This is a genomic window from Flavitalea flava, assembly GCF_054461575.1.
The window spans coordinates 206721-228005 of sequence record NZ_JBTLQH010000004.1 but is presented as its reverse complement, the minus strand read 5'-3'; the positions used below and the strand labels follow the sequence as shown (position 1 = coordinate 228005).

Below are 21285 nucleotides of genomic sequence, written 5' to 3'. Positions count from 1 at the left end.
TTTTGGAAATGATCCGGGAATCAACATCCCTAGAAATGTTATTCTAAACCAAAAATAGAAATAATTATACAAAATTCTATTTTTTATTTTATTTAGAGAAAAAAGCCATTTATAGGCAGAAAAGAGAGGGTTTCTAAAGGGTAAGGAGGCTGATCTTCCGATCAGCCTCCGGTTCATCCTGTGGGTCAGGATTTAGGGGTTGCCACTTTGCGACGGCTGCTATATATTTAGATTATAAGGACTTCAGCCGTTAATGACGGAAGAGCCTTCGAGGTATTTTTTTGTTGGGTGATAAATAAAAATGCAGCTACCGTTCTTCACAGCCCTGATAATCCGTGGACTAATGGTGTTTGGCAGTGCCGGACACCCTAAACTGGTTCCCAAGGCACCATAATTGTGCAGGTATTTCTGTCCGACATAGGAGGATCCGTGTAATACAATATTTCGTTTACCTGCGAGATCATTATACCCGGAATCCACCCCTTCCATCTTAAGAGAAAGGCCATTGTGCCCATAATAAGTTCTGTTGGTCACATAAAAACCCAGGCTGCTCTTAAAGGATTCGGGTTCATTGGAAAATGAACTGGCATATTCCGCCCCTGAATTCTGGCCATGTGCTACAAAAGTCCTGTATAAAAGCTTTTTATGCCGGACATCGATGACATACATTCGTTTACTGCTTGAAGATTGACTGAAATCGCAGATGGACAGTATATTTTTCTTTTTGATCAGCCCTTTTTTTACCAGGTTATGATATCCTCGCCAGGCATATTCAAAAGCCTTCTCTTCCAATCCGGCCCGCTCAAGGTCCATATCATTATAAAGGATATCCGCCTCACTGATCACCATCCTGACTTCTGCCATCCTGATCCCTGCCGCTATGGAAAGATCCCTGGCCACCAATTCAGGAGAATTTGAGCTCATTTTCCTGGCTTTTCCTGAATATTCTGTCTTTACGCTGTTTTCCAACGTTTCCTTCAACGTTTCCTTCAACGTTTCCTTCAACGTTTCCTTCAACGTTTCCTTCAACGTTTCCTTCAACGTTCCCTTCAACGTTCCCTTGTCCTCAGATTTTCCATTGTCCTCGGATTTTTCCTTATCTTCTGATTTTCCCTTATATAAAGATGGATTCATGGATCTGGCCCGGTACACAGCTATTTTTTCCTCCGGATAAAGCGGGGAAGCCGTCAACGTGGTATAATTGACAAATTTTTGAATGACCGCTGAAGAGAAATATGGAAGGGTCTCCCGTTTTGAAGCCTTTTTCCCATAACCGGTTTCCTTATAATTCCCTGTTATCATGGCTGGAGCCGTGATAATCATGGATGATAAAGCAACCTTGCAAAAAAGGTTTGTAAGGATTCTCATGGAATGGATTTTAAAAAGGATGAGTATTGGATTATAATTTTTTTCTATTCATTTTTTATTAAAAACGTATTCCTTTCTACCAGTGCATTTTCTTTATATAATTCATATTGAAACAAACCGGTATGCAGAAAATTGAACTTCTCCACGATCAGGACGGAATCTCTCAGCTGTTTAATTTCAAACAAAAAGTTATTTTCTTCATCGAAGAATCGGACTTTGTATTTTATCCTGGCAGCATTGGGCAAAAGAATGACCAGGTCGCTGTTCTTCTCCCTGTGTACATGTCTCGAAAACGTTTCGTTCTCTTTTTTATTTTTAAGAAGGGAGGCTTTTCCGGTTTCCGGCGTTTTTATTAATTCAGTGTCATCCCTGTAAGGCAGAAAATTCCTGGATTCAGGCGTATTGGCAGTAAAGTCGGAAAGAGAAAAAAGATAACCCGGGGCAGACCTGACTTCGGTTATCAGTATCAGAAGGAAGACCACCAGCATAAGCAGACGGGCCGGGGGCCGGATTTTTGGATTGGGCATGGGTTCCAGGTTTATTGATTTCTAGGAGAAGAAATTTCAACAATACCGATACCCGGGAAATTCAATTAACTTATTGTACTGGCATTAAGGAAATATCTTCCGTATGTAAAAAAAATAAAATATCAGCCAATCATCCATTCCTAATTTTAAATTGATTTACTAAGAAAGACAAGTTGACTGAGATTAATGCCACTTGCACGATCCAAATAATCGGGTATGTCCTGCCTGCCATTTAAAAGATAATAATTGGTTAAGTTTTTCATTTATTGAGAAATATCTTTAAAAACCATTAAGGTTTATTTATCCAATATCTTATCGAAAGAAAACCAATATCCACTTGAAAAATGGATCCGATATCCGAAGACTTAAAAATTGATACAAAAACTTCGGATAACTTAGTAAAGAAGACTCTCTTTTTAGAGAGTTTTCTTTTTTTAGGGTTTTCGCTCTTCCGGTTCCTATCCAGGGAGCTCCTTACGCCAACTGTCCTGCACTGTCCTGTATTCCCTCATACTATATATAGCGGTAAAGAAGAATTCGAAAAAAATCGCTTTACCCGTAAGGCAATTTGATCCATTTTTCTGCTATATTTAACCTTTAAGGTTAAGGCATGATAAACAAGTTTATCAGGTTTTTCATTTTCACCATCCTTTCTTTGTCTGCATCTCCGGCCCTTGCTCAGTCTGATCTTTTCAATGGCTATACGGTTCAGCATTTCAATGATGAAAGTGGACTTCCTCAAAACAGCATTAACGATCTGCTTTTCGACAGAAGCGGGTTTCTCTGGCTTGCCTCTCAGGTAGGTCTGGTTCGTTTTGACGGAAATTCTTTCAAACTTTATACACCGGATGACAAACCTGCCATGGAGGCAAATTTGGAATTCCTGGGTAAAGACAACAAAGACACCCTGTATTCTCAAACAGTGGATCATTTTTTATATCGTAATGCAGGAAGGAATGGGCATTTGTTAAGCCATGTCAATACACCTTTGTTGAAAGCAGCCTGGCTACTTAATAACCGGAAACAATTATTCAATTTCTGCCATTTATTGGAAGACCCGGCACCGGTCCCTGAATCGGAAAAAAGAAAAAGAATTTTCGGGTATCTTTTTTTACATAATGACCAATTTTTTCCTGTCGATTCCACCCATGTTTATTTCATTTATGGTGATACCCTTTATTATTTTGACAACAAACATCTTCAAAAATCAGGTGCAGTTAACAGCAGTGGTCCCCAATGCCTTGTCCTGAATGACTGGCTGTATATTCTTTATAAAAATGAGGTAAGGTCAATATACGCAGCCGGGATCAGGATCCGCGGACCCGAACCGGTCGGGGGAGATCTTTTAGCAGAGCCGGGAACGAAGGAAGAGGAACATAATTATCGTTTGTTTTCAGGGACTTTCAATCATTTATTGGCAGGCAACCGGTTATACAGGATCTCCCGCAGGGAGAACGGGTCTCTGACTACTCAGTACTTGCTTGATCTTGCCTTTGCTACGAATGTCTCGGGAGTAGATTACAACCCGGAACTGGATCTTTTAGCAGTATCAACCGGAACGGATGGCTTTTATTTTTTTCGAAGGAACAGGTTCCGGCATTCCGGTTTCCCAATTTCCTTACAGCAGGCCCTTTCTCAATATTTGTTTGGGCCCCTCACCCTGCTTAGTGACTCAACCATATTTACGAACCGTTTTGTTTTTGATGCCCGGGGGAAATTCCATTTGGTAGAAAAGGGTACCTCACTATCCCAAAAATGTCTTTTTGCGGATAATAACGAGAATATCTGGACGGCCGTTCACGATCTTCCCCGGAAGCTGGCAGAGGACCTGAAACAGGTAAAAGTTTTTCCAACCTTAGATGCGCCGATCGTTGATTATGCGCAGGACGGAGAAGGCAACCTATATTGTTTAACCCAAAGATCCCTGTGGCGTCTCGATAAGGATAGCTTCCGGCTTCTTTTCAATAAGGAGCAGCTGGCCCCGAAGGGGGCCAATGAATGTATTACCCTGGTATCATCCCGGGTATTCTGGATTGCCGGGGAAACCGGGCTGATCGAATATAACCTGAAAGACTCCCGGGCAAAACTGGTCCCTGATCTTTCCGGCAAGCATGTCAGAACTATTCATCCCTGTAAAGATGGATCCATTTTATTAGGTACATACGGGCAGGGATATACCTACTATTACAGGAATCGTTTCTTTAATATGCCGCTGGATAAAAATCGCTTCCTGATCACCTCTCACTGTTTTCTGGAAGATGGCAAAGGCGACCTTTGGATAACCTGTAATAAAGGCCTGTTCAAGGTCCCAAAAGCAGATCTTGATTCCTGGTGCGATTCGTCCGGCCATCAGCTTTATTATTATTATTATGGCAGGCAGGATGGCCTCCCGACAAATGAGTTCAATGGTGGCTTCAATTCTTCCGGGCTAATCACCAAAAATGGGTTTGCCGTTATGCTTTCCATGAAAGGGATCATTTGTTTCTATCCGGATTCACTTCCTGCCTATTTTCCCGGGGGGAATATTGATATTACCAATATAGAAATTGACGGGAGTACAGGGAAAAAAGCAGACCTTATCAACTTACCTTCAGGGTATAATACCTTGTTGCTGGAGGTTTCCTGCCCCTTTCTGGGCAATAAGAACAATCTTTCGCTGGGATATTGCCTGAAAGGATTAAATAATGAATGGAAAGACGTGCCGGAAGATGGAGTCATCAACCTTAGCCGTTTGGGGCCTGGAAATTATACCCTTCGTATCAGAAAAGTCAATGGCTTTGGAAAGGATAATTACACTTACCGGGAATGGCCTTTGGTCGTTCTACCTCATTTTTATCAGACCAGTTGGTTTATGCTCGTATTCCTGCTTGTTTTGGTCCTGCTTTTGATTCTTCTCGTACAATTACGGCTAACCCTGATTGAAAAACAAAAGGAGATCCGCAGTAAAGCAGAAAAATTAAAAGGTACAGTGGTAGCACTGGAGGATACCGTAAAAAAATTGCAGGAGTCCCAAAAAGCCTTAAAGCAGATCAATAAAGTGCGGGAGAAGCTTATTTCCCTCGTCATCCACGATCTTCGCTCTCCATTGCGTTTCCTGACTCTTTTCACCAGCGATCTTCATGACAACCAGGATAAATTTTCAGCGGTAGCCTTAAAAGAACGCACTTACCTGATCAAAAAAGGTGCAAATGATATTTACCATTTTTCTGAGGATTTTCTGCTTTGGGTAACCAGCCAAAAGGATAATTTCAGCGTATCGAGACGCCTTTTCCCGATCAAACCCTTATTGCAGGAAATTCATGACTTTTTCAGGGAACAGGTGCAGCAAAAAGGAAATCGTTTTGATTATGAAGCCGACGAAGATTTATCCATTTTTTCCGACCCGCATATTCTTATCACGATCATCCGTAACCTGGTTGACAATGCCAATAAATATACGGACCAGGGCAATATACGGGTAAAAGCTTATGGCGGGGAAGACTGCATTATCATTTCTGTTTCCGATACCGGTAAAGGTATGAGCCGGGAACAAATCGAAGCCTTTCTTCAAAACGAAAATTTAGAGGATGTTACCAGCGGTACCCAGCTGGGTCATAAGTTCATTTTCGATCTTACCAGGAGCATCAATGGAACGGTATCGATCGAGAGCAGCCCGAACGAAGGAACGGTGATCGAACTCAGGTTTTAGGACTCCCCGGGTAGATTCCGGGAGTTGGATTCAGGAATTTGGATTCAGGCCTCCATTTGTTTCTTATACTTACCGGGAGTCATTTGATAAATCTTCTTAAAGGCCAGTATATAGTTGCTGATGCTGGAATAGCCAATCTCATAAGCGATCTGGCTGATCGATTTCACCTTATCGGCGATCATTTCTTTTGATTTTTCAATCCGTTTATTCCGGATATATTCAGAGATCGTCATTCCATGTATCGATTTAAACAAAAAATTCAGCTTATGATAACTGGTATATGTTTTCTTTAGTATGGAATCGACGGTGAATGTATCTGAACAATAAAATTCTGAAATATAGGACTCTACTTCACGGATCAGGCTCAGGTCTTCTTCATTGTCAATGGAGGAAGAGGTGTGAACGCCTGGAAGGGTTTGGTGGCGGTTACACAAAAAATATTCCAGGAGGCATAAGGCATGATTCTGGATCTCAAGCAGGTTACCGGCCTGCTGACCGGCATTTTGCCCCTTATGAGTCAGGATCATGGAAAAGAGGGACAATTGTCTCCTTCCCAGTCTGCAGGTGACCACGGTGGAATCCTTTTCCAGCAATTGTTCGATCTTTGAAAAATTACCATTATCCTTCATAAAAAGATTGATCCAGTCCCGGGTGATAAAAAGGGTTATGGCCGAAAAATGAACCGGGGAAAAAGACCTGAACGACATCGGTAGAGAACCTAACGATAATAGCCCTTGTCCGGGGCTAAGTGGTTGAAGCTCATCCCTTCTTTCTCCAATCGCAATTTGCAGATCGCCCTTATAATTGACGAAGGTCATGACAAACCCGTCCTGGCCTGCGGAAGGAAGAGTGATATCCAGTTGGTCCGCAGTTTCCTGCAGACAGGTAATGGTAAATCCAATCGGTAGTTTTTCAGAAAACCGATACGGAGTATCGGTTTTCTGATTAAAAGAAGAAGGGGTTAGGGGCTTCATAATCTTTCGTTTCCAGGTTAGTATTAGGGTCAAAATAGCTTAAGAATTGGCTCAATGCGGGTTAAGGTAATGCCAGGGCGAAAAACCGTATTCTTTTTTAAAGGCCAGGGTAAAATGAGAGGGGTTCGAATAACCAATCTCTGTAGCTACCACTTTAACAGGTACTTTATTATCTAAAAGTTTCCTGGCATGTTCCAATTTATTCTTTTGATAATAGCTGAAGAGGGTTTCCCCATAATATTTTTTAAACTTGGTTTTCAGGCTCGTGGGACTCATAGCTGAAATCCGGGATAACTTTTCTATTCCCGGAAATTCATTTTTATAATTAACACAAAGATGCTGTTCTACCTTGGTCAGGTTATTCGTATCCTGCGTACTGAGGTAATTTCCTTCTTTACCCAATTTCTCCATCACATAAAATTGCTGGAACAGATATTCCACTAAAATGGAAATATTCCGGATGGTAAAAAGTTCCCGGAAAGGATGCTGCAGAATCTCTGCCAGAAAATCATTGATCAGTAAGCGGTATCTGAAGGTTATAGGCCAACTGAGGGAGGCATTTTCCTTATTGGACTCCAGAATGGCCCCGATCGTGCCGGCATCGAAATCATGGATAAGCCTGGCGATGCTGGATTTTTCCACCCGGATGATGAGGGAGCGGATCGCCCTTTCTTTTGGATAAGTCACCAATTTACCCTGCCCGGCATCGGTAATCGTTACGGAAGAATTTATCCGGTCTCCGGGAATACCGGTAGAAACTAAAGAATGGTCATTATCTCCTTTGGAAGGAATACTGATTTCTTCAAAACTTAAAAAATAAGATGATGCGCTTTGAGACGGTAAAAAACAGAAGGTCAGGTCTTCTGCAAGCATAGAAACATTTACCGCCAACACTTCAATGCCGGCAGGAGCGCCGGCAACTGTAATAAAGCCTTTCCCTGTTTTTCCTGAAAAATAAAGTACCGAATCCGAAACGATACAAGAATTGTCTTCTGCCATCACCTCAAAACATTTCAGAAACGATTCTGAACTTTCAAGAGATACATAACTCATTGAATAAAATTTTTTTCAGCCATTCATTAAGAACTTATACAGGCTACTAATCCACATATAAGCTGTTTAAATTCTTTACTTGACGATTAACTTCTTCTGATTAAACAAAAGGCACAGATACGCTACAATGAACGCAATTACCAACAAGTTATTACTAACACTTCCGGAAATATATAGTAAAAGATTTAATTGATAGTAGTTTTTTTACTAATTATTTTCTATCGACAAAACGCATAGCATAAAAATATAAAGTGTAGTGTATTCACTAAACCATGCTTCGGAATTTACTCTTATTTCAACAGGATCGCACCCAGGTTGTCCGGACGCGTATCCGAATTAGAAAAGACAATTATCTTTACTCTGGTTTTATTGAAATATTTACCGGAGCATCCATACTGTCCACTAAAATCCGTACTTATGAATTATCTGAAGAAAAACAAAGATCTTGGAGAACACCTGCGTTCCATCCTCAAACTCCAACACAAAAAAGTCTATTCCGTTTGCCGCATTTTTGCTAATAATTATAAAGAGCATCAGGCTTTGTTCGCAGGAATTATATCGGCCGTAACACAAGGCATACTGAGTAAAAAAGGAAAAGAAGATAAGGATACACTCTTCCTGAGAGCCTGTCTGAATATGACGGCCCTGCATACCATTTGTCTTAATTTAAAAGGTGATCAGGATAACACCATACAATTCAAATCCTCTGATTATCAGGATAAAATGGTAAAATTCAGGGCTGCGACAGGCGAACTGTCCAATTACGACAAAATTTTGTTGTTTTTTCAATTGGAAAAATACTCATCCCTGGGGATACCGGATCTGATAGGATTCGCTCCTGTTCCCGTAAAGACCCAAATGGAAAAGGAAAGATCAAAAATTAATTTCATCCCTTATTTAAAGGAAAAGCTGATATGGAGCTAAATAAATTACAGGAGCACTGGGACAGTTTCCCGGAGATGTCATTGGAAGAGCGTCCTGTCCTAAGTTCCGAACTGGAAGATCTTGCCGTTAAAAATCCATTGCCAGATGATTTTTACCTGAAGAACAAACTCATGTTCCGGGTCATAACAGGCATTGTATTATGGTTATTCACGGTCTTTCAATTATGGATCCAGTTTAAAGAAAGCGGCCCGGAGCTTTTCCAACAGATTACCCTTTTTTTGCTCCTCTCCTATTTTTTGTATTTTCATATCAGGCTTCTTTATTTTGCCGATTACGCTTCTATATTCTCTCTAAAATTGATCCCTTTTCTTACCCGGATCGAAACGGTTTTCGATAAATATGTCTTTTCTTTCCGGATCATAAGTGTGATCGGAGGATTCTATCTGCTGGCCGCCTTTCAGGAGCTTCTTTTCCTTTTGAAAACCAGTGCATGGGTCTCTTTAAGCCAAAACGGGTTTTATAAGTGGCTGATCATTACTTTTCTCTCCATCTCTTTTTATATCTTCTTTTTACAGACCACCATCCCAAAATATAAAAAAATGCAGGAAGTCGTCCGATCCTATAAAGAGGGAATCATCGCCAAATCAAAAAAAATGTGAAACAAGGCCCCATTTAATATAAGTAATATCATTTATATTTGGGACCAGATCCTTTTTTCAAGATTAAACACATGCAAACTATTTTAATAGCCGATGATCATTCTATTGTCAGGGCAGGATTGAAACTTTTAATAAATAGCTGCATTCGTGATGTTATTATCGATGAAGCGGAGGACGGGGAAACGGTGATCAGGAAAATGAAATCCACCAGTTTTGATCTGCTGATCCTGGATATCAACATGCCCCAAACCGAATCCTTCAGCCTTACCACTTACCTCTTAAAAGAATATCAGGGGCTTAAGATCATCATTTTCACGATGAACCAGGAAGTGTTTTTTGCAAAGAGATTTCTAAAGATTGGCGCCCATGGCTACCTGAACAAATATTCCAAGGAATCGGAAATCAAATATGCCATCCAAAAGGTGCTGGGAGGAAAAAAATATATCAGCGACAACCTTGCGGAGATCTTATCCGGTGAATTAACCCAAAAATTAAAGGATAATCCTTTTGAAGATCTGTCGGACAGGGAATTCGAAGTAGTTTTACAGATGCTGAAAGGCAGTTCCGTATCTGAGATCGCCACTACCCTCAGCCTTCATAAATCGACTGTCGGCACGCACAAAACACGCATCCTGGATAAACTTAAGATCTCCAACACGGTAGAACTGATCAATCTCGCCCGTTTGTACGAAATTATTTGATTACTGCGTCTGTTGGCTCCGGGCCGGGTTCGAACTTAAAGAATGAATTTCTCCAAAGCCTTTCTTACACCATCATTATTATTCGTGTCGGTCACATGATCTGCATCTGCTTTTATCTCGTCCGGGGCATTGCCCATGGCTACTCCCATTCCAGCAAATTTTATCATTTCCCGGTCATTATAGTTATCCCCGATCGCCATGACTTCCTTCCTGTCGATGTTCCATCGTTCGATCAGAAATTGGATGGCTTTCGATTTGGATGCCTGGGGCTCCATGATCTCCAGGTAGGTAGGTTTGGAAGTATATATATTGAGGGAGTCTCCGTGAATGCTTTTCAGATGGGCTTCCGTCAGGGCAATGGAGGCAGGATCGCTCATCACCATTAATTTATTGGGACCGACCTTTTTAGCCGACCAATCGACAATCAATTCGGCAAAAGGATGGATCCCGATCTTCACATCCATGATCTTTTGTTCATGCTGCGTCCAGGAATCATCCACCTCGGCATACCAGGTCCGTTGCAGGTAATACGCAACGGTTGCCTTGAAAGGCCGGATCTGCTCAGCCAGTTGCGCGGTAGTCGCCAGATCGATAGCAGCCTGGAATATGGGAACCTCCTGCTCTACGATATAACTCCCGTTCAGACTGACCACGGGGTAATTCAATCCCCCGATATCACGGCAGGTAGGCAAAATAGCATCGAGCGGCCGGGCAGAAACCAGCACAACAGGAATGCCCTTATCCATTATCTTTTTGATCGTCTCTTTAGTAGATTCGCTAACGGTATGATCCGTCCGTAAGAGCGTACCGTCCATATCCAGGAATACAGCTTTATACATGGTCTTTTTAGAAATAAGGACCGCAATGTAAGACATAAAACCGGATTTAAACCCGGACATAGATTTTCCTGGAATCCAGCCATTTTCCCACACACCAGCATAGGAACATATAACTCAGGGCGAATAACAAGGACCCAAAAGCTCCCGGGAAAACCGCCTGGTAGAAGTTTTTGTTGACCCATTCAAAAAGGCTGCCATTGGGATTGATACGTATCATAAAGAGAATGACGACCAGCAACTCCGAAAGTATATAGATGAACAGCGGATTTTTTCCAAAAACCAAAAAGAAGTTAGTCCATCTGGTCTTTTGTCTGAATTCAATAATATATATCAGCATGGAGAGGAAGATCAGATCGATACCTACGGTATACAGGACATATGAACTTGTCCAGAGTTTTTTATTAATAGGGAACACCAGGTCCCACCCAACCGCAATAGCCATCAGCAGACTTCCAGCTAATAATAATTTTGCCAGTCCCTCATAAGTCTTACCTTTTTGCTGGATAAATACGCCGGCAAAATATCCTGCGATTACATTTACAATAGCCGGCAAAGTGCTTAAAATGCCTTCAGGATCAAATGCCACTCCTTCTCCATGATAGAGATGATCCGGACCCAGAACCCATAAATCGAGCCGGTAACCTGCGTTTCCGGTCATACTGAAGGGATCGGCTCCTGGAACTCCGAACAGCAGCAAAGCTGCCCAGTATCCAAGCAGAAAGACCCCGGATAGGATAAGAACTGTTTGACGGGAGCAGTAATGGATCAGTAAGGAGGCAAAACAATAACAAAGGGCAATCCGTTGCAAAACCCCCAGAATACGGGTATGGGCTATCGGGCTCAGCCCCCGGTGACCATTTTCCACCTGGAAAAAAGGGAACCAGTAAAGGAGATATCCGATCAGATAGATCAGCAGGGTCCTTTTGAATATTTTTTGCAGTACGGCACTATTACCCAGGGCCTCGTATTTCTTCATGGCAAAACTCATCGCATTACCAACCGCAAACAAAAAAGAGGGAAAAACCAGATCTGTTGGCGTGCAACCGTTCCAATGGGCGTGCTGCAGCGGGGAATATGTAAACAACTCGCTTCCGGGAGTATTGACAATGATCATAAAACAAACGGTCATTCCCCTGAAAATATCGAGAGCCAGGGATCTTGATGAGGCTTGCGTCATTTGGTGATACTGTTAAGGATTGAAAATAAGGTAGAAAAGTAGGAAATATCTTTCATATCCCCGCGTTATTGGTAATATCCCAGTATCTTGATCTTCTAAATCCTTTCCGAAATAGTGAAGACCAAAAATATCTCATTCCTGTACCGGAAAGATTCGGTAAATAGATTCAAATCCTATTTCCTGTTCATAATCCTGATCCAGGTTGTTTTCCTGTTAATGGGCCAGACAGTAAAAGGACAACAAAAACCCAATCCCATTTTTTTCAGGAATGGAAATTTTCTGGCAGAAAGAAATATCCTCCGGAAAGATAAAAAAGACAAAAAAGATTTTTCCAAACAATCACTTCACAGTGTTCACTACCGGAATAGTTATTATGCCCTCGTTCAATTCGATAAACTTCCGGATACCAGGCAAAAAAAGGAATTGGCGGGTCAGGGCATTCGTCTTTTCGATTATTTACCTGGCCAGGCTTTCCTTGCAGAAATGCCGGATAGCTTTTCAACGGTGGTCCTTGGAAATTATGGGGTAAGTGCAGTTTCCGAATTGCCGGTCAGGTTTAAGATTTCAAGCCGGTTGCTTCAGGATATGAATGGGTTTGCACACACCCCTGATAAATTAGTCGCTGTCAGCTTTTTCGGGTCGATGGACAAGAAGGATGTCGCCGCAGAATTGGAAAAGACAGGTGCAACGATTATTCCCACAAAGATACAGCCTGATCGCACCTTGTTTATCCAGGCTACCGGCCCGGTCCTGCAACGGATCGCCGGCATGCCATTTATCAGTTACCTGGCTCCTCAGTCGTTGAAAGACCGTCCCCTGAATTATAATAACCGGGCAGCGCATGGTCTGGATGTTCTCGGGGCCCCATCCGGGCGTAATCTTCAGGGAGATGGCGTTACCATTGGGATTGGTGATAATGCTTCTCCCTATACGCATGTGGATTTTACCGGCAGACTGATCGAACGTTTCCCCGCTCCCGTTGACCTGCATGGCCACCTGACATCCGGAATAGTCGCCGGCGGAGGGATACTGAATCCCCAATATAAAGGAATGGCGCCGCATGCGCGGCTTGTGAACCAATACTTCAGCGATATCCTGGTCAACACTCCTGCCTATGTAGCGGACTTTGGAATGGTGCTGACCAATAATTCCTATACCGCCTATGATGCTGGTTGTGCCTGGGAAGGTGAATATGACGTCCTCAGCAATTATGCAGACGCCCAATTATTGGCCTTTCCATTCCTGCTGCATGATTTTGCCTCGGGTAATGACGGCCAATTAACCTGCACTCCTTATCCCAGGTCATTTGGAACAGTCAAATCCGGATACCAGGTCGCAAAGAACACCTTATGCATTGGCAACGTAGACAACACTACCTACCTGATCAGCCCCAACTCCAGCAGGGGCCCTTCACTTGATGGAAGGACCAAGCCGGAGATCGTTGCCGGTGGGGAAAATATCACTTCCACCAAGCCTTATAACAATTACGGTACCTATTCCGGCACCAGTCTTTCCTGTCCAACCGTCACCGGCACCCTGGCCTTATTATACCAAAGGTACCGGCAGCTTCATGGGAATACCAATCCCACCGCAGCTTTGATCAAGGCCATTGCCTGCAATAGCGCAACCGATCTTGGCAATCCGGGACCGGATTATACGTTTGGGTTCGGTTCGCTGAATGCCCGGACAGCCGTAGAGACCATTGAGAATAATCATTATATGGCGGGTTCGGTTACCAATGGCAATACCCAAACCTTTACTTTGCCGGGAATCCCGGGAGGGGCACAGCAAATAAAGATATTGTTATATTGGCCTGATGCTCCTGCTGCACCTTTTGCGGCATCAGCCCTTGTCAATGACCTCGATCTCACGGTTAGTTCTCCCGATGGAGCCCTGCACCATCCCCTGATCCTGAATCCCGATATCCTGCATGTCAATGACATTGCAATTGAGGGAGAGGACCATCTCAATAATATCGAACAAATAGTGATCAATAATCCTCCAGGCGGAAATTTTACCCTTTCGGTCACGGGAAGTAATGTCCCTGCCGGAAGTCAGGATTTTGTTATAATCTACCAGGTCATTACTCCATCGGTTACCGTAGAATATCCATTTGGAAACGAGACCTGGTTACCCAGTCAGCCCGAAACCATCCGGTGGAGCGCATACGGAGGCGACCCAAACCCCTTTACCCTGGAATATTCACCAGATAACGGAAGTACCTGGACGCTGATCGATAATGCTGTCCCTTCTGACAGCCGGCTGTATCCCTGGACTACTCCGGCACCCGCGACTGATAAGGGCCTGATCCGGATCACCCGCAACGGTACAGGTCTTAGTGATATAAGCGATTATAATTTTACGATACTCAGACAACCTAATCTTACAGTTACTAACCCCTGCCAGGGATACGCGCAGTTGAGCTGGACAAACGTTACTTCAGCGACCGGTTACGATATCCTGCAATTAAAGGGAGACCGTATGCAAACCGTAGCCAATACTACCGGTACCGGCTATTTACTGGGAAACCTGAGACGGGACAGCAGCTATTGGTTTGCCGTCCGGGCCGTTTACAACGGCAGTCCCGGAAGACCTTCTGTAGCCGCCACCATTATTCCGGCCGGGAGTGCCGGAGCCTGTGCTCTGCCGGCCCTGGATAAAGATATTACCCCGGATTCCCTGATCGCTCCTTTGTACGGCCGGGCAGCTACCTCCTCCGCATTGGGAACCAATACCCTGGTCACGGTGGAATTAAAGAACCTGGGGACCATTCCGACCTCCGGGCCCATAACACTTTGTTACCGGGTAAATGGAGGTACGGTGGTAACGGAAACGGACAATGCGGTCCTTTCTGCAGGAATCCCTCTCAATTACGCCTTTAGCCAGCCCTTCGATTTTTCGACACCGGGCACCTACCAATTGCAGATTTGGGTGGTCTATCCGGGAGATCCGCAGCAAGGCAACGATACCCTCACCGCCACGATCAAACAATTGCCAAATGATCCGGTAACCCTTAATCAAGGATTTACAGAGGATTTTGAAACAGCCTCCGCCGGTGAATATACTTTCCCTACCCTGGGTCTGGATGGCCTGGATCGTTGGGACTTCAGGACCAATAATTCCAATGGCAGGATCAGGACCTTTGTCAATACGGGTTTCGCAAGGTCCGGGAACCGTAGTGCCACCCTCGATCAGGTCCATTTCAATCCCCTTTCGACCGCAGATAGCCTGATCGGTACTTTCAATCTTTCCGGTTATTCGGCCAGCGACCAGATCTGGCTTGACTTTTATTACCGGAATCAAGGTATTGATTTTACCCTTCCCGGTAACCGGGTATGGATAAGGGGAAATGACCAGGCAAACTGGATACCGGTTTTTACCCTGGATACCCTTGCCTCCCATTTCGGCATTTTTCAACCGGCAACCAGTATCGACATCACCGGTATCCTTTCAAAGGCCCTGCCTGTGCAGACCATCAGCAGTAGTTTCCAACTCAAATTCGGAGAACAGGGATACACTTCCGCCAATTCCGTAACCCCAGACGGGAATCTGGATGACGGGTATTCCTTTGACGATATTACCCTTACCCGGGCGACTAAGGATATAAGTATGGTTTCTTTGGAAGGGCCGGTTTTATCCAATATTTGCGGACTGACCAATGGCGAAACGATCAGCGTAAAAGTAAAAAATTATAATTCCGGGATCGCTACTAATATACCCGTGACCTATTCGGTGAACGGGATTACGGTTACCGAAAAAATCCCTTCGATAAAGCCCTTTGATTCCATCGTCTACCAATTTGCACAAACGGCAGACCTTTCGGCCTTTCAAAATTATTCCATCAGGGCATGGGTGAGTTTTCCGGGAGACAATTATTCCAGGAATGATACTTTGTCTGCGATTCAATTTATTACCACTCCCCTGATTACCTCTTATCCTTATCTGGAAGGGTTTGAAAAGGACAATGGGTTTTGGTATACGAATGGAATAAATGACAACTGGCAATGGGGCACTCCCTTCAAGGCAATCATCAGCAAAGCAGCCAATGGATCAAAATGCTGGTCAACCAGCCTTACCGGAACCTATAATAATAATGAATTGTCTTATCTGAACTCTCCCTGTTTTGACCTGAGCAGCCTGGCCAATCCGATGCTTTCCTTTAGCCATATTTTCCAAATGGAAGACAATTGTGATTGTGATTACCATTGGGTGGAATACACAACGGACGGGATTAACTGGGTAAAATTGGGGGTTTCCGGAAATGGGACCAATTGGTACGACAATTCAACCAGGCAGGCCTGGCAGCTTTCAGATACGAAATGGCATGTTTCCAGTTATCCTATCCCGGTCCATACCGCTAAAGTAAGGTTCCGTATCGTCATGAAAAGTGACCCTGCTACCAATTATGAGGGAATCGGGATAGATGATTTTCATGTTTTCGACCAGGTACCGGTATACAGCGGCCCTAATATCAGCAATGGTTTCAGCCAACCCGTCAACGGCAATAATTGGATAAATTTTGATATCGGAGGTCAACGGGTGGTTTCGTTGAATCCCAACGGTCAGGACCTGGGCAATACACAGGTAAAGGTCTTTATCGATCCCGGCCCTGTTCCTAATGACGGTAAACAATATTATCTTAACCGGAATATCGTGATCAAGCCTGCAAATATCCCTTCCGGGGAGGTTTCAGTCCGGTTTTATTTCCTGGATACCGAAGCCGGTAACCTGATCGATGCCTCGGGCTGCGCAACCTGCACATCAATTCCGGATGCCTATCAGTCCGGAATTATGCAGTATAGCAGCCAGGTCCTGGCGCAGGAGGATAGCACACTGAACAATGATACGACCGGGACCTTCCGGTATCTGGCGGCCCATCGGGCAGTGAACGTTATTCCCTACGACAATGGATATTATGCGCAATACCGGGTGAACGGGTTCTCCGAGTTCTGGATCAATACCAGGCCGGCCACAGATGCAGGTATATTGCCAACCCTGGTGAGCCCCATCCTTTCCAATAGCTGCGGTTTATCCAATGCAGAAACAGTCCGGGTGAAGGTAAAAAATTACAGTCCTTACGATCTGGCCAATATACCGGTTACCTATTCCATCAATGGGGTGGCCGTCACGGAAAATATTCCGGTCATTGCTGCCCTTGATTCCGTGGTATATGCTTTTTCTCAAAAAGCGGATCTTTCTGCATACCGGAAATATGATCTTAGTGCATGGATCAGTTACAGTGGTGATAACAATACCGGCAACGATAGTTTGACACCTGTTTCTATTCAAACCACTCCCCTGATTTCATCCTTCCCTTACCAGGAAGGATTCGAGAACAATAGCGGCTATTGGTATGCAGGAGGAGTAAATGATAGCTGGCAATGGGGAACACCTGCAAAAAGCATTATCAACAAGGCCGCCTATGGTTCAAAATGCTGGGTCACCAATCTGAACGGAAATTATAATCCGAATGAACAGTCTTACCTGTATTCCCCTTGTTTTGACCTGAGCAGCCTAACCAGTCCCGTCTTGTCTTTCAATCATATCTTCCGGACTGCAGACAATTGTGATTGCGCCTACCATTGGGTAGAATACAGCCAGGATGGCGCGACCTGGATAAAATTGGGTGTAGCCGGTAATGGCGTTAGCTGGTATGATTATGCTCCACTTCAGGCATGGAAAATATCCAATACCCAATGGCATATATCCAGCTATGATATACCTACCGGATTAACTTCCGCTCGTTTCCGGATCGCTTTTCAAACAGTAGCCGGCACTACCTATGAAGGTATTGGGATAGACGAAATCCTGGTATCCGATAAAAAGGCCATGAGGGATCTTGTGGTCAATCTCTATCCCAATCCTGTTCTTAACGGGACCCTTTTTATATTCACATCCGCCATTTGTGAGGCGATACAACTGACCGATGTTTCTGGAAGGATTGTTCTTCGGGAAAATGCCCATGGATTTCTGAATACCCTTTACCTGGGTTCCCTGGCCAAAGGCATTTATTTTGTCCGGGTTCAGACAGGATCCGGCACCAGGGTTCAGAAAATATTCATCCGGTAGCGGTTATTAACAAAATTTTCAAAAAATTTATGGGTTTCCCCTTTGAAGCGTGAAGCTTGTAGCCTTAAGCTGCCTATATTTGTCCCTTCCTAAAAAGCCATTCTATATGAATTTTAACAGAGTGAATAATGTAGTGGGTTGGATTGTAGGTGTGATTGCTTGTACGGTTTATGTCCTGACTATGGAGCCCACCGGCAGTTTCTGGGATTGCGGTGAGTTCGTTTCCAGTTGTTATAAGCTGCAGATCCCCCACCCGCCGGGCGCCCCTCTCTTCGTTCTCATGGGCCGGTTCTTTATCATCCTTTTTGGCGATAATCCGCTAACGGCAGCCAGGGGTGTCAATTTTATGAGTGCTATAGCCAGCGGCATGTCGATTCTCTTCCTGTTCTGGACCATCACCCATTTTGCCCGTAAGATCGTGCAAAAAAGCAGCCTGCCGGCAGGCAGCCTGACCAAAGGAAGCCTGGACCCGACCGGAACCGATTCACTCGCGGCTCTTACGAGCCAGCAGATCTTCACCATCATGAGCGCCGGCGTCGTCGGCGCCCTCGCTTATATGTTTTGTGATTCTTACTGGTATAGTGCAGTAGAAGGAGAAGTATATGCCTCTTCCGCTTTTTTTACGGCCCTGGTCTTTTGGGCCGCTCTTAAATGGGAGCACAATGCCGACCAGCCCGGCTCCGACAAATGGATCATCTTTATTTTTTATATGATGGGTCTTTCGATCGGGGTACACTTGCTGAACCTGCTGACCATCCCAGCCATCGTCATGATCTATTATTTCAAACGGTACAAACCAACTCTTTTGGGGTCGGTCATTGCGCTTGTCATTGGTTGTGGTATCACCGGGGTCGTTCAGAAGTTCGTCATTCAATATACCATCAAGGGAGCGGCCGCCTTCGATATTTTCTTCGTCAATTCCCTGAACATGCCCTTCTTCGTGGGTTTTGCCGTATTCTTCATCGTACTTACGGCAGCATTGGTCTTCGCGATCCGCTGGGCCGTACGTAAACAATATTATTACCTTAAGCTGGGTCTTTGGTGCAGCTGTTTTATGTTGCTGGGTTATTCCACCTATTTCACCACTATTATCCGTTCCAATGCCGATCCGGCAGTGGATATGTACAATGTAGATAACCCCGTAAGTCTCGTTGGGTATCTCAGCCGCGACCAATACGGAGACTGGCCCATTCTTTACGGACCGGATTTCACCGATCCCCCTCCCAGTGTAGATGGGGGCGATTCCTATGTAAAAGGGAAAGATAAATATGAAGTGGCTGGGAAGATAATCAAACAGGATTGGGGCAATACCCCGTCTGCCCATCTTTTTCCCAGGATGTGGAATAGCAGCAATGAACGCCGCGAAGTCGATACTTATCGTAATTTTTCAGGGCTGGCGGAAGGAGAATCTCCAACCATGGCCGATAATATCAAATACCTGGTGCGCTACCAAACCGGCTGGATGTACCTGCGTTATTTCATGTGGAATTTCTCGGGCAAACAGAATGACCTGGCAGGGTTCGGGAACGTCAGGGACGGCAATGCCATCACCGGCATTTCTTTCATTGACAACTATTTCCTGGGAGACCAGAGCAAATTACCCGACAGTATCCATACCAATAACAAGTCCTATAACCGGATGTACCTGTTGCCCTTTATTCTGGGGATGATCGGACTGGTCTTTCAGTATTTCCGCAACCGGAAGGATTTTTTAGTGACCGGGCTACTGTTCTTCTTCACGGGTTTTGCCATCGTCATTTACCTGAACCAGGCGGGTCTTCAGCCCCGTGAACGGGATTATGCCTATGCAGGCTCCTGTTATGTGTTTGCCATCTGGATTGGCCTTGCGGTCATCTGGATCAAAGAACAGCTCGAAAAGGTAGTTAAGGGACCTGCGGCCAATTATGCTGCAGCCGGTCTTTGTTTCCTGGCCGTACCGGTACTGATGGGCAACCAGGAATGGGACGATCATGACCGGAGCAAAAAGACCCTTGCCAGGGATCTTGCCAGGGATTACCTGGAAAGCTGTCCGCCGAATGCCATTCTGTTCTCCTTCGGGGATAACGATACCTACCCGCTCTGGTATGCACAGGAAGTGGAAGGGATTCGCCCTGATGTACGTGTTATGGTCAACACTTTATTGGGAACGGATTGGTATATGAATCAGCTGAGGTATAAGGTCAACCAAAGCGCCCCCTTCGATATTATCTTTACCCCCGAACAGATCATGGGAGACAGAAGGAATGTCACTTATTATACTGATAAAATGCCTGGCTTTGACAAGAATAAATACTACGATCTTTATGATATCATGAAGAATGTGGTCGGCAGCGACGATCCGAAATATACCAATACCACCGATAACGGAAGCACCATCAATATGTTCCCGGTGAAAAAATTCTCCGTTCCGGTAGATATCAACACCGTAAGGCACAATGGTACCGTGCATGAAGGAGACAGTGTAGTGAGTGAATTGCACCTGGATCTCCCGGACCAGAAACACTATCTGGTAAAGAACGATCTGGCGATCCTGGGTCTTATTGCTGCCAATAAATGGCAACGGCCGATCTGCTTCACCTCTCCGCAGGAGTTAGGAGAATTGGGGCTTTCGAAATATGCAAGACTAAGAGGGTTGGCCTACCAGCTTGTACCGGTAGAGAACGGCAATGTAGATAACGAAACCGCCTATAAGGTGATCATGGACAAATTTGCTTATGGTAATGCCGATAAAGAAGGGGTTTATTATGACGAGGAAAATCGCAGGCATCTGAACAGTATCAAATATGCTCATGCGCAGGTAGCCCTGAGCCTCGCAACCGCTGGAAAAAAGGATTCGGCCCGTAAGGTGCTGGAACGCTTCGATCAGCATGTCCTGCAATCCAATTTCCCGTATGGAATGACATCCAACCAGAATAATCTGCATGATTACTTTTCCTTTCGGTTTTTGGAAGCCTGTTATGTTGCGGATGATTTTACCCTGGCGAAAAAAGTATCCAGTTCCCTCAAAAAGGATCTGGAACAACAAATGCGTTATTATAAATCCCTGGGAGAAAATATGCCGGATGAGCAATTGGCAATTAACGCCCAAATGCTGATGCAGGGTAAAGGCGGGAATTTGACGGAAAGACAGGCCTCCTTTGCACAGGACATCCTTTCCTCCTACCAGATCCTTTTACAAATAGCTCAGTGGGAAAAGCAATACACAAATTCGGCTCCTGCAGGCCAGGGATCAGGAGAGAATAAGCCGATATTACAAACGAAATAAATACAAAATGTTGATCCTGAATTGTTAAGACTTGAATAAGCCGGATGATTGCAGGGAAATACGGTGCTAAATAATGGGGT

The 21285-nt window shown here is 44.5% G+C and carries 12 protein-coding genes; 6 read left to right on the top strand and 6 right to left on the bottom strand.

The window, feature by feature from the left end; genetic code table 11:
* Positions 1-243: 243 nt before the first annotated feature.
* Both ACX0G9_RS06720 and ACX0G9_RS06715 read right to left on the bottom strand, forming a co-directional pair.
* Positions 244-1368, bottom strand: coding sequence for a murein L,D-transpeptidase catalytic domain family protein (locus tag ACX0G9_RS06720; protein ID WP_459064102.1), 1125 nt, complete (start codon positions 1366-1368; stop codon positions 244-246).
* A 44-nt stretch (positions 1369-1412) separates the two neighbouring features.
* A complete protein-coding gene (locus tag ACX0G9_RS06715) occupies positions 1413-1895 on the bottom strand; it encodes a hypothetical protein (protein WP_459064101.1) in 483 nt (160 codons plus the stop codon).
* 610 nt (positions 1896-2505) lie between these two features.
* Here ACX0G9_RS06715 and ACX0G9_RS06710 point away from each other — a divergent pair.
* Positions 2506-5583 carry a sensor histidine kinase gene (locus tag ACX0G9_RS06710; protein WP_459064100.1) on the top strand — a complete coding sequence of 1026 codons (3078 nt, stop codon included), beginning with the start codon at positions 2506-2508 and terminating at the stop codon, positions 5581-5583.
* Between the two features lie 44 nt (positions 5584-5627).
* Here ACX0G9_RS06710 and ACX0G9_RS06705 read toward each other — a convergent pair whose 3' ends face one another.
* Entirely contained in the window at positions 5628-6557 is a 930-nt protein-coding gene (locus ACX0G9_RS06705) for an AraC family transcriptional regulator (protein WP_459064099.1), read from the bottom strand.
* 51 nt (positions 6558-6608) lie between these two features.
* Positions 6609-7610 (bottom strand): helix-turn-helix domain-containing protein, encoded by a 1002-nt coding sequence (locus ACX0G9_RS06700; protein WP_459064098.1) that lies wholly within the window; start codon positions 7608-7610, stop codon positions 6609-6611.
* A gap of 417 nt (positions 7611-8027) precedes the next feature.
* Between ACX0G9_RS06700 and ACX0G9_RS06695 the strand changes: the two genes are divergently transcribed.
* The 3 genes from ACX0G9_RS06695 (at position 8028) to ACX0G9_RS06685 (ending at position 9855) form a co-directional block, all read left to right on the top strand.
* Positions 8028-8534, top strand: a complete 507-nt coding sequence (locus ACX0G9_RS06695) for a hypothetical protein (protein WP_459064097.1) — start codon at positions 8028-8030, stop codon at positions 8532-8534.
* On the top strand, positions 8525-9154 hold the full coding sequence (locus tag ACX0G9_RS06690) for a hypothetical protein (protein ID WP_459064096.1): 630 nt from the start codon (positions 8525-8527) through the stop codon (positions 9152-9154). The genes ACX0G9_RS06695 and ACX0G9_RS06690 overlap by 10 nt, the downstream gene beginning before the upstream one ends.
* A gap of 71 nt (positions 9155-9225) precedes the next feature.
* Positions 9226-9855: a response regulator gene (locus ACX0G9_RS06685; RefSeq protein ID WP_459064095.1), complete on the top strand. Its 630-nt coding sequence runs from the start codon at positions 9226-9228 to the stop codon at positions 9853-9855.
* 35 nt (positions 9856-9890) lie between these two features.
* Here ACX0G9_RS06685 and ACX0G9_RS06680 read toward each other — a convergent pair whose 3' ends face one another.
* Complete coding sequence (locus ACX0G9_RS06680; protein ID WP_459064094.1) at positions 9891-10730, bottom strand: Cof-type HAD-IIB family hydrolase; 840 nt, start codon at positions 10728-10730, stop codon at positions 9891-9893.
* A gap of 10 nt (positions 10731-10740) precedes the next feature.
* The gene (locus tag ACX0G9_RS06675; protein WP_459064093.1) at positions 10741-11871 is read right to left on the bottom strand and encodes an acyltransferase family protein; all 1131 of its coding nucleotides are present in this window, start codon (positions 11869-11871) and stop codon (positions 10741-10743) included.
* Positions 11872-11985: 114 nt separating this feature from the next.
* Between ACX0G9_RS06675 and ACX0G9_RS06670 the strand changes: the two genes are divergently transcribed.
* Positions 11986-17940 carry a S8 family serine peptidase gene (locus ACX0G9_RS06670; protein WP_459064092.1) on the top strand — a complete coding sequence of 1985 codons (5955 nt, stop codon included), beginning with the start codon at positions 11986-11988 and terminating at the stop codon, positions 17938-17940.
* Between the two features lie 106 nt (positions 17941-18046).
* Entirely contained in the window at positions 18047-21205 is a 3159-nt protein-coding gene (locus tag ACX0G9_RS06665) for a glycosyltransferase family 117 protein (protein WP_459064091.1), read from the top strand.
* The last annotated feature ends 80 nt before the right edge of the window (positions 21206-21285 follow it).

Coding starts and splice junctions, on each gene's coding strand:
- ACX0G9_RS06720 (WP_459064102.1), bottom strand. CDS start 1,368: ATGAGAATCCTTACAAACCTTTTTTGCAAGGTTGCTTTATCATCCATG.
- ACX0G9_RS06715 (WP_459064101.1), bottom strand. CDS start 1,895: ATGCCCAATCCAAAAATCCGGCCCCCGGCCCGTCTGCTTATGCTGGTG.
- ACX0G9_RS06710 (WP_459064100.1), top strand. CDS start 2,506: ATGATAAACAAGTTTATCAGGTTTTTCATTTTCACCATCCTTTCTTTG.
- ACX0G9_RS06705 (WP_459064099.1), bottom strand. CDS start 6,557: ATGAAGCCCCTAACCCCTTCTTCTTTTAATCAGAAAACCGATACTCCG.
- ACX0G9_RS06700 (WP_459064098.1), bottom strand. CDS start 7,610: ATGAGTTATGTATCTCTTGAAAGTTCAGAATCGTTTCTGAAATGTTTT.
- ACX0G9_RS06695 (WP_459064097.1), top strand. CDS start 8,028: ATGAATTATCTGAAGAAAAACAAAGATCTTGGAGAACACCTGCGTTCC.
- ACX0G9_RS06690 (WP_459064096.1), top strand. CDS start 8,525: ATGGAGCTAAATAAATTACAGGAGCACTGGGACAGTTTCCCGGAGATG.
- ACX0G9_RS06685 (WP_459064095.1), top strand. CDS start 9,226: ATGCAAACTATTTTAATAGCCGATGATCATTCTATTGTCAGGGCAGGA.
- ACX0G9_RS06680 (WP_459064094.1), bottom strand. CDS start 10,730: ATGTCTTACATTGCGGTCCTTATTTCTAAAAAGACCATGTATAAAGCT.
- ACX0G9_RS06675 (WP_459064093.1), bottom strand. CDS start 11,871: ATGACGCAAGCCTCATCAAGATCCCTGGCTCTCGATATTTTCAGGGGA.
- ACX0G9_RS06665 (WP_459064091.1), top strand. CDS start 18,047: ATGAATTTTAACAGAGTGAATAATGTAGTGGGTTGGATTGTAGGTGTG.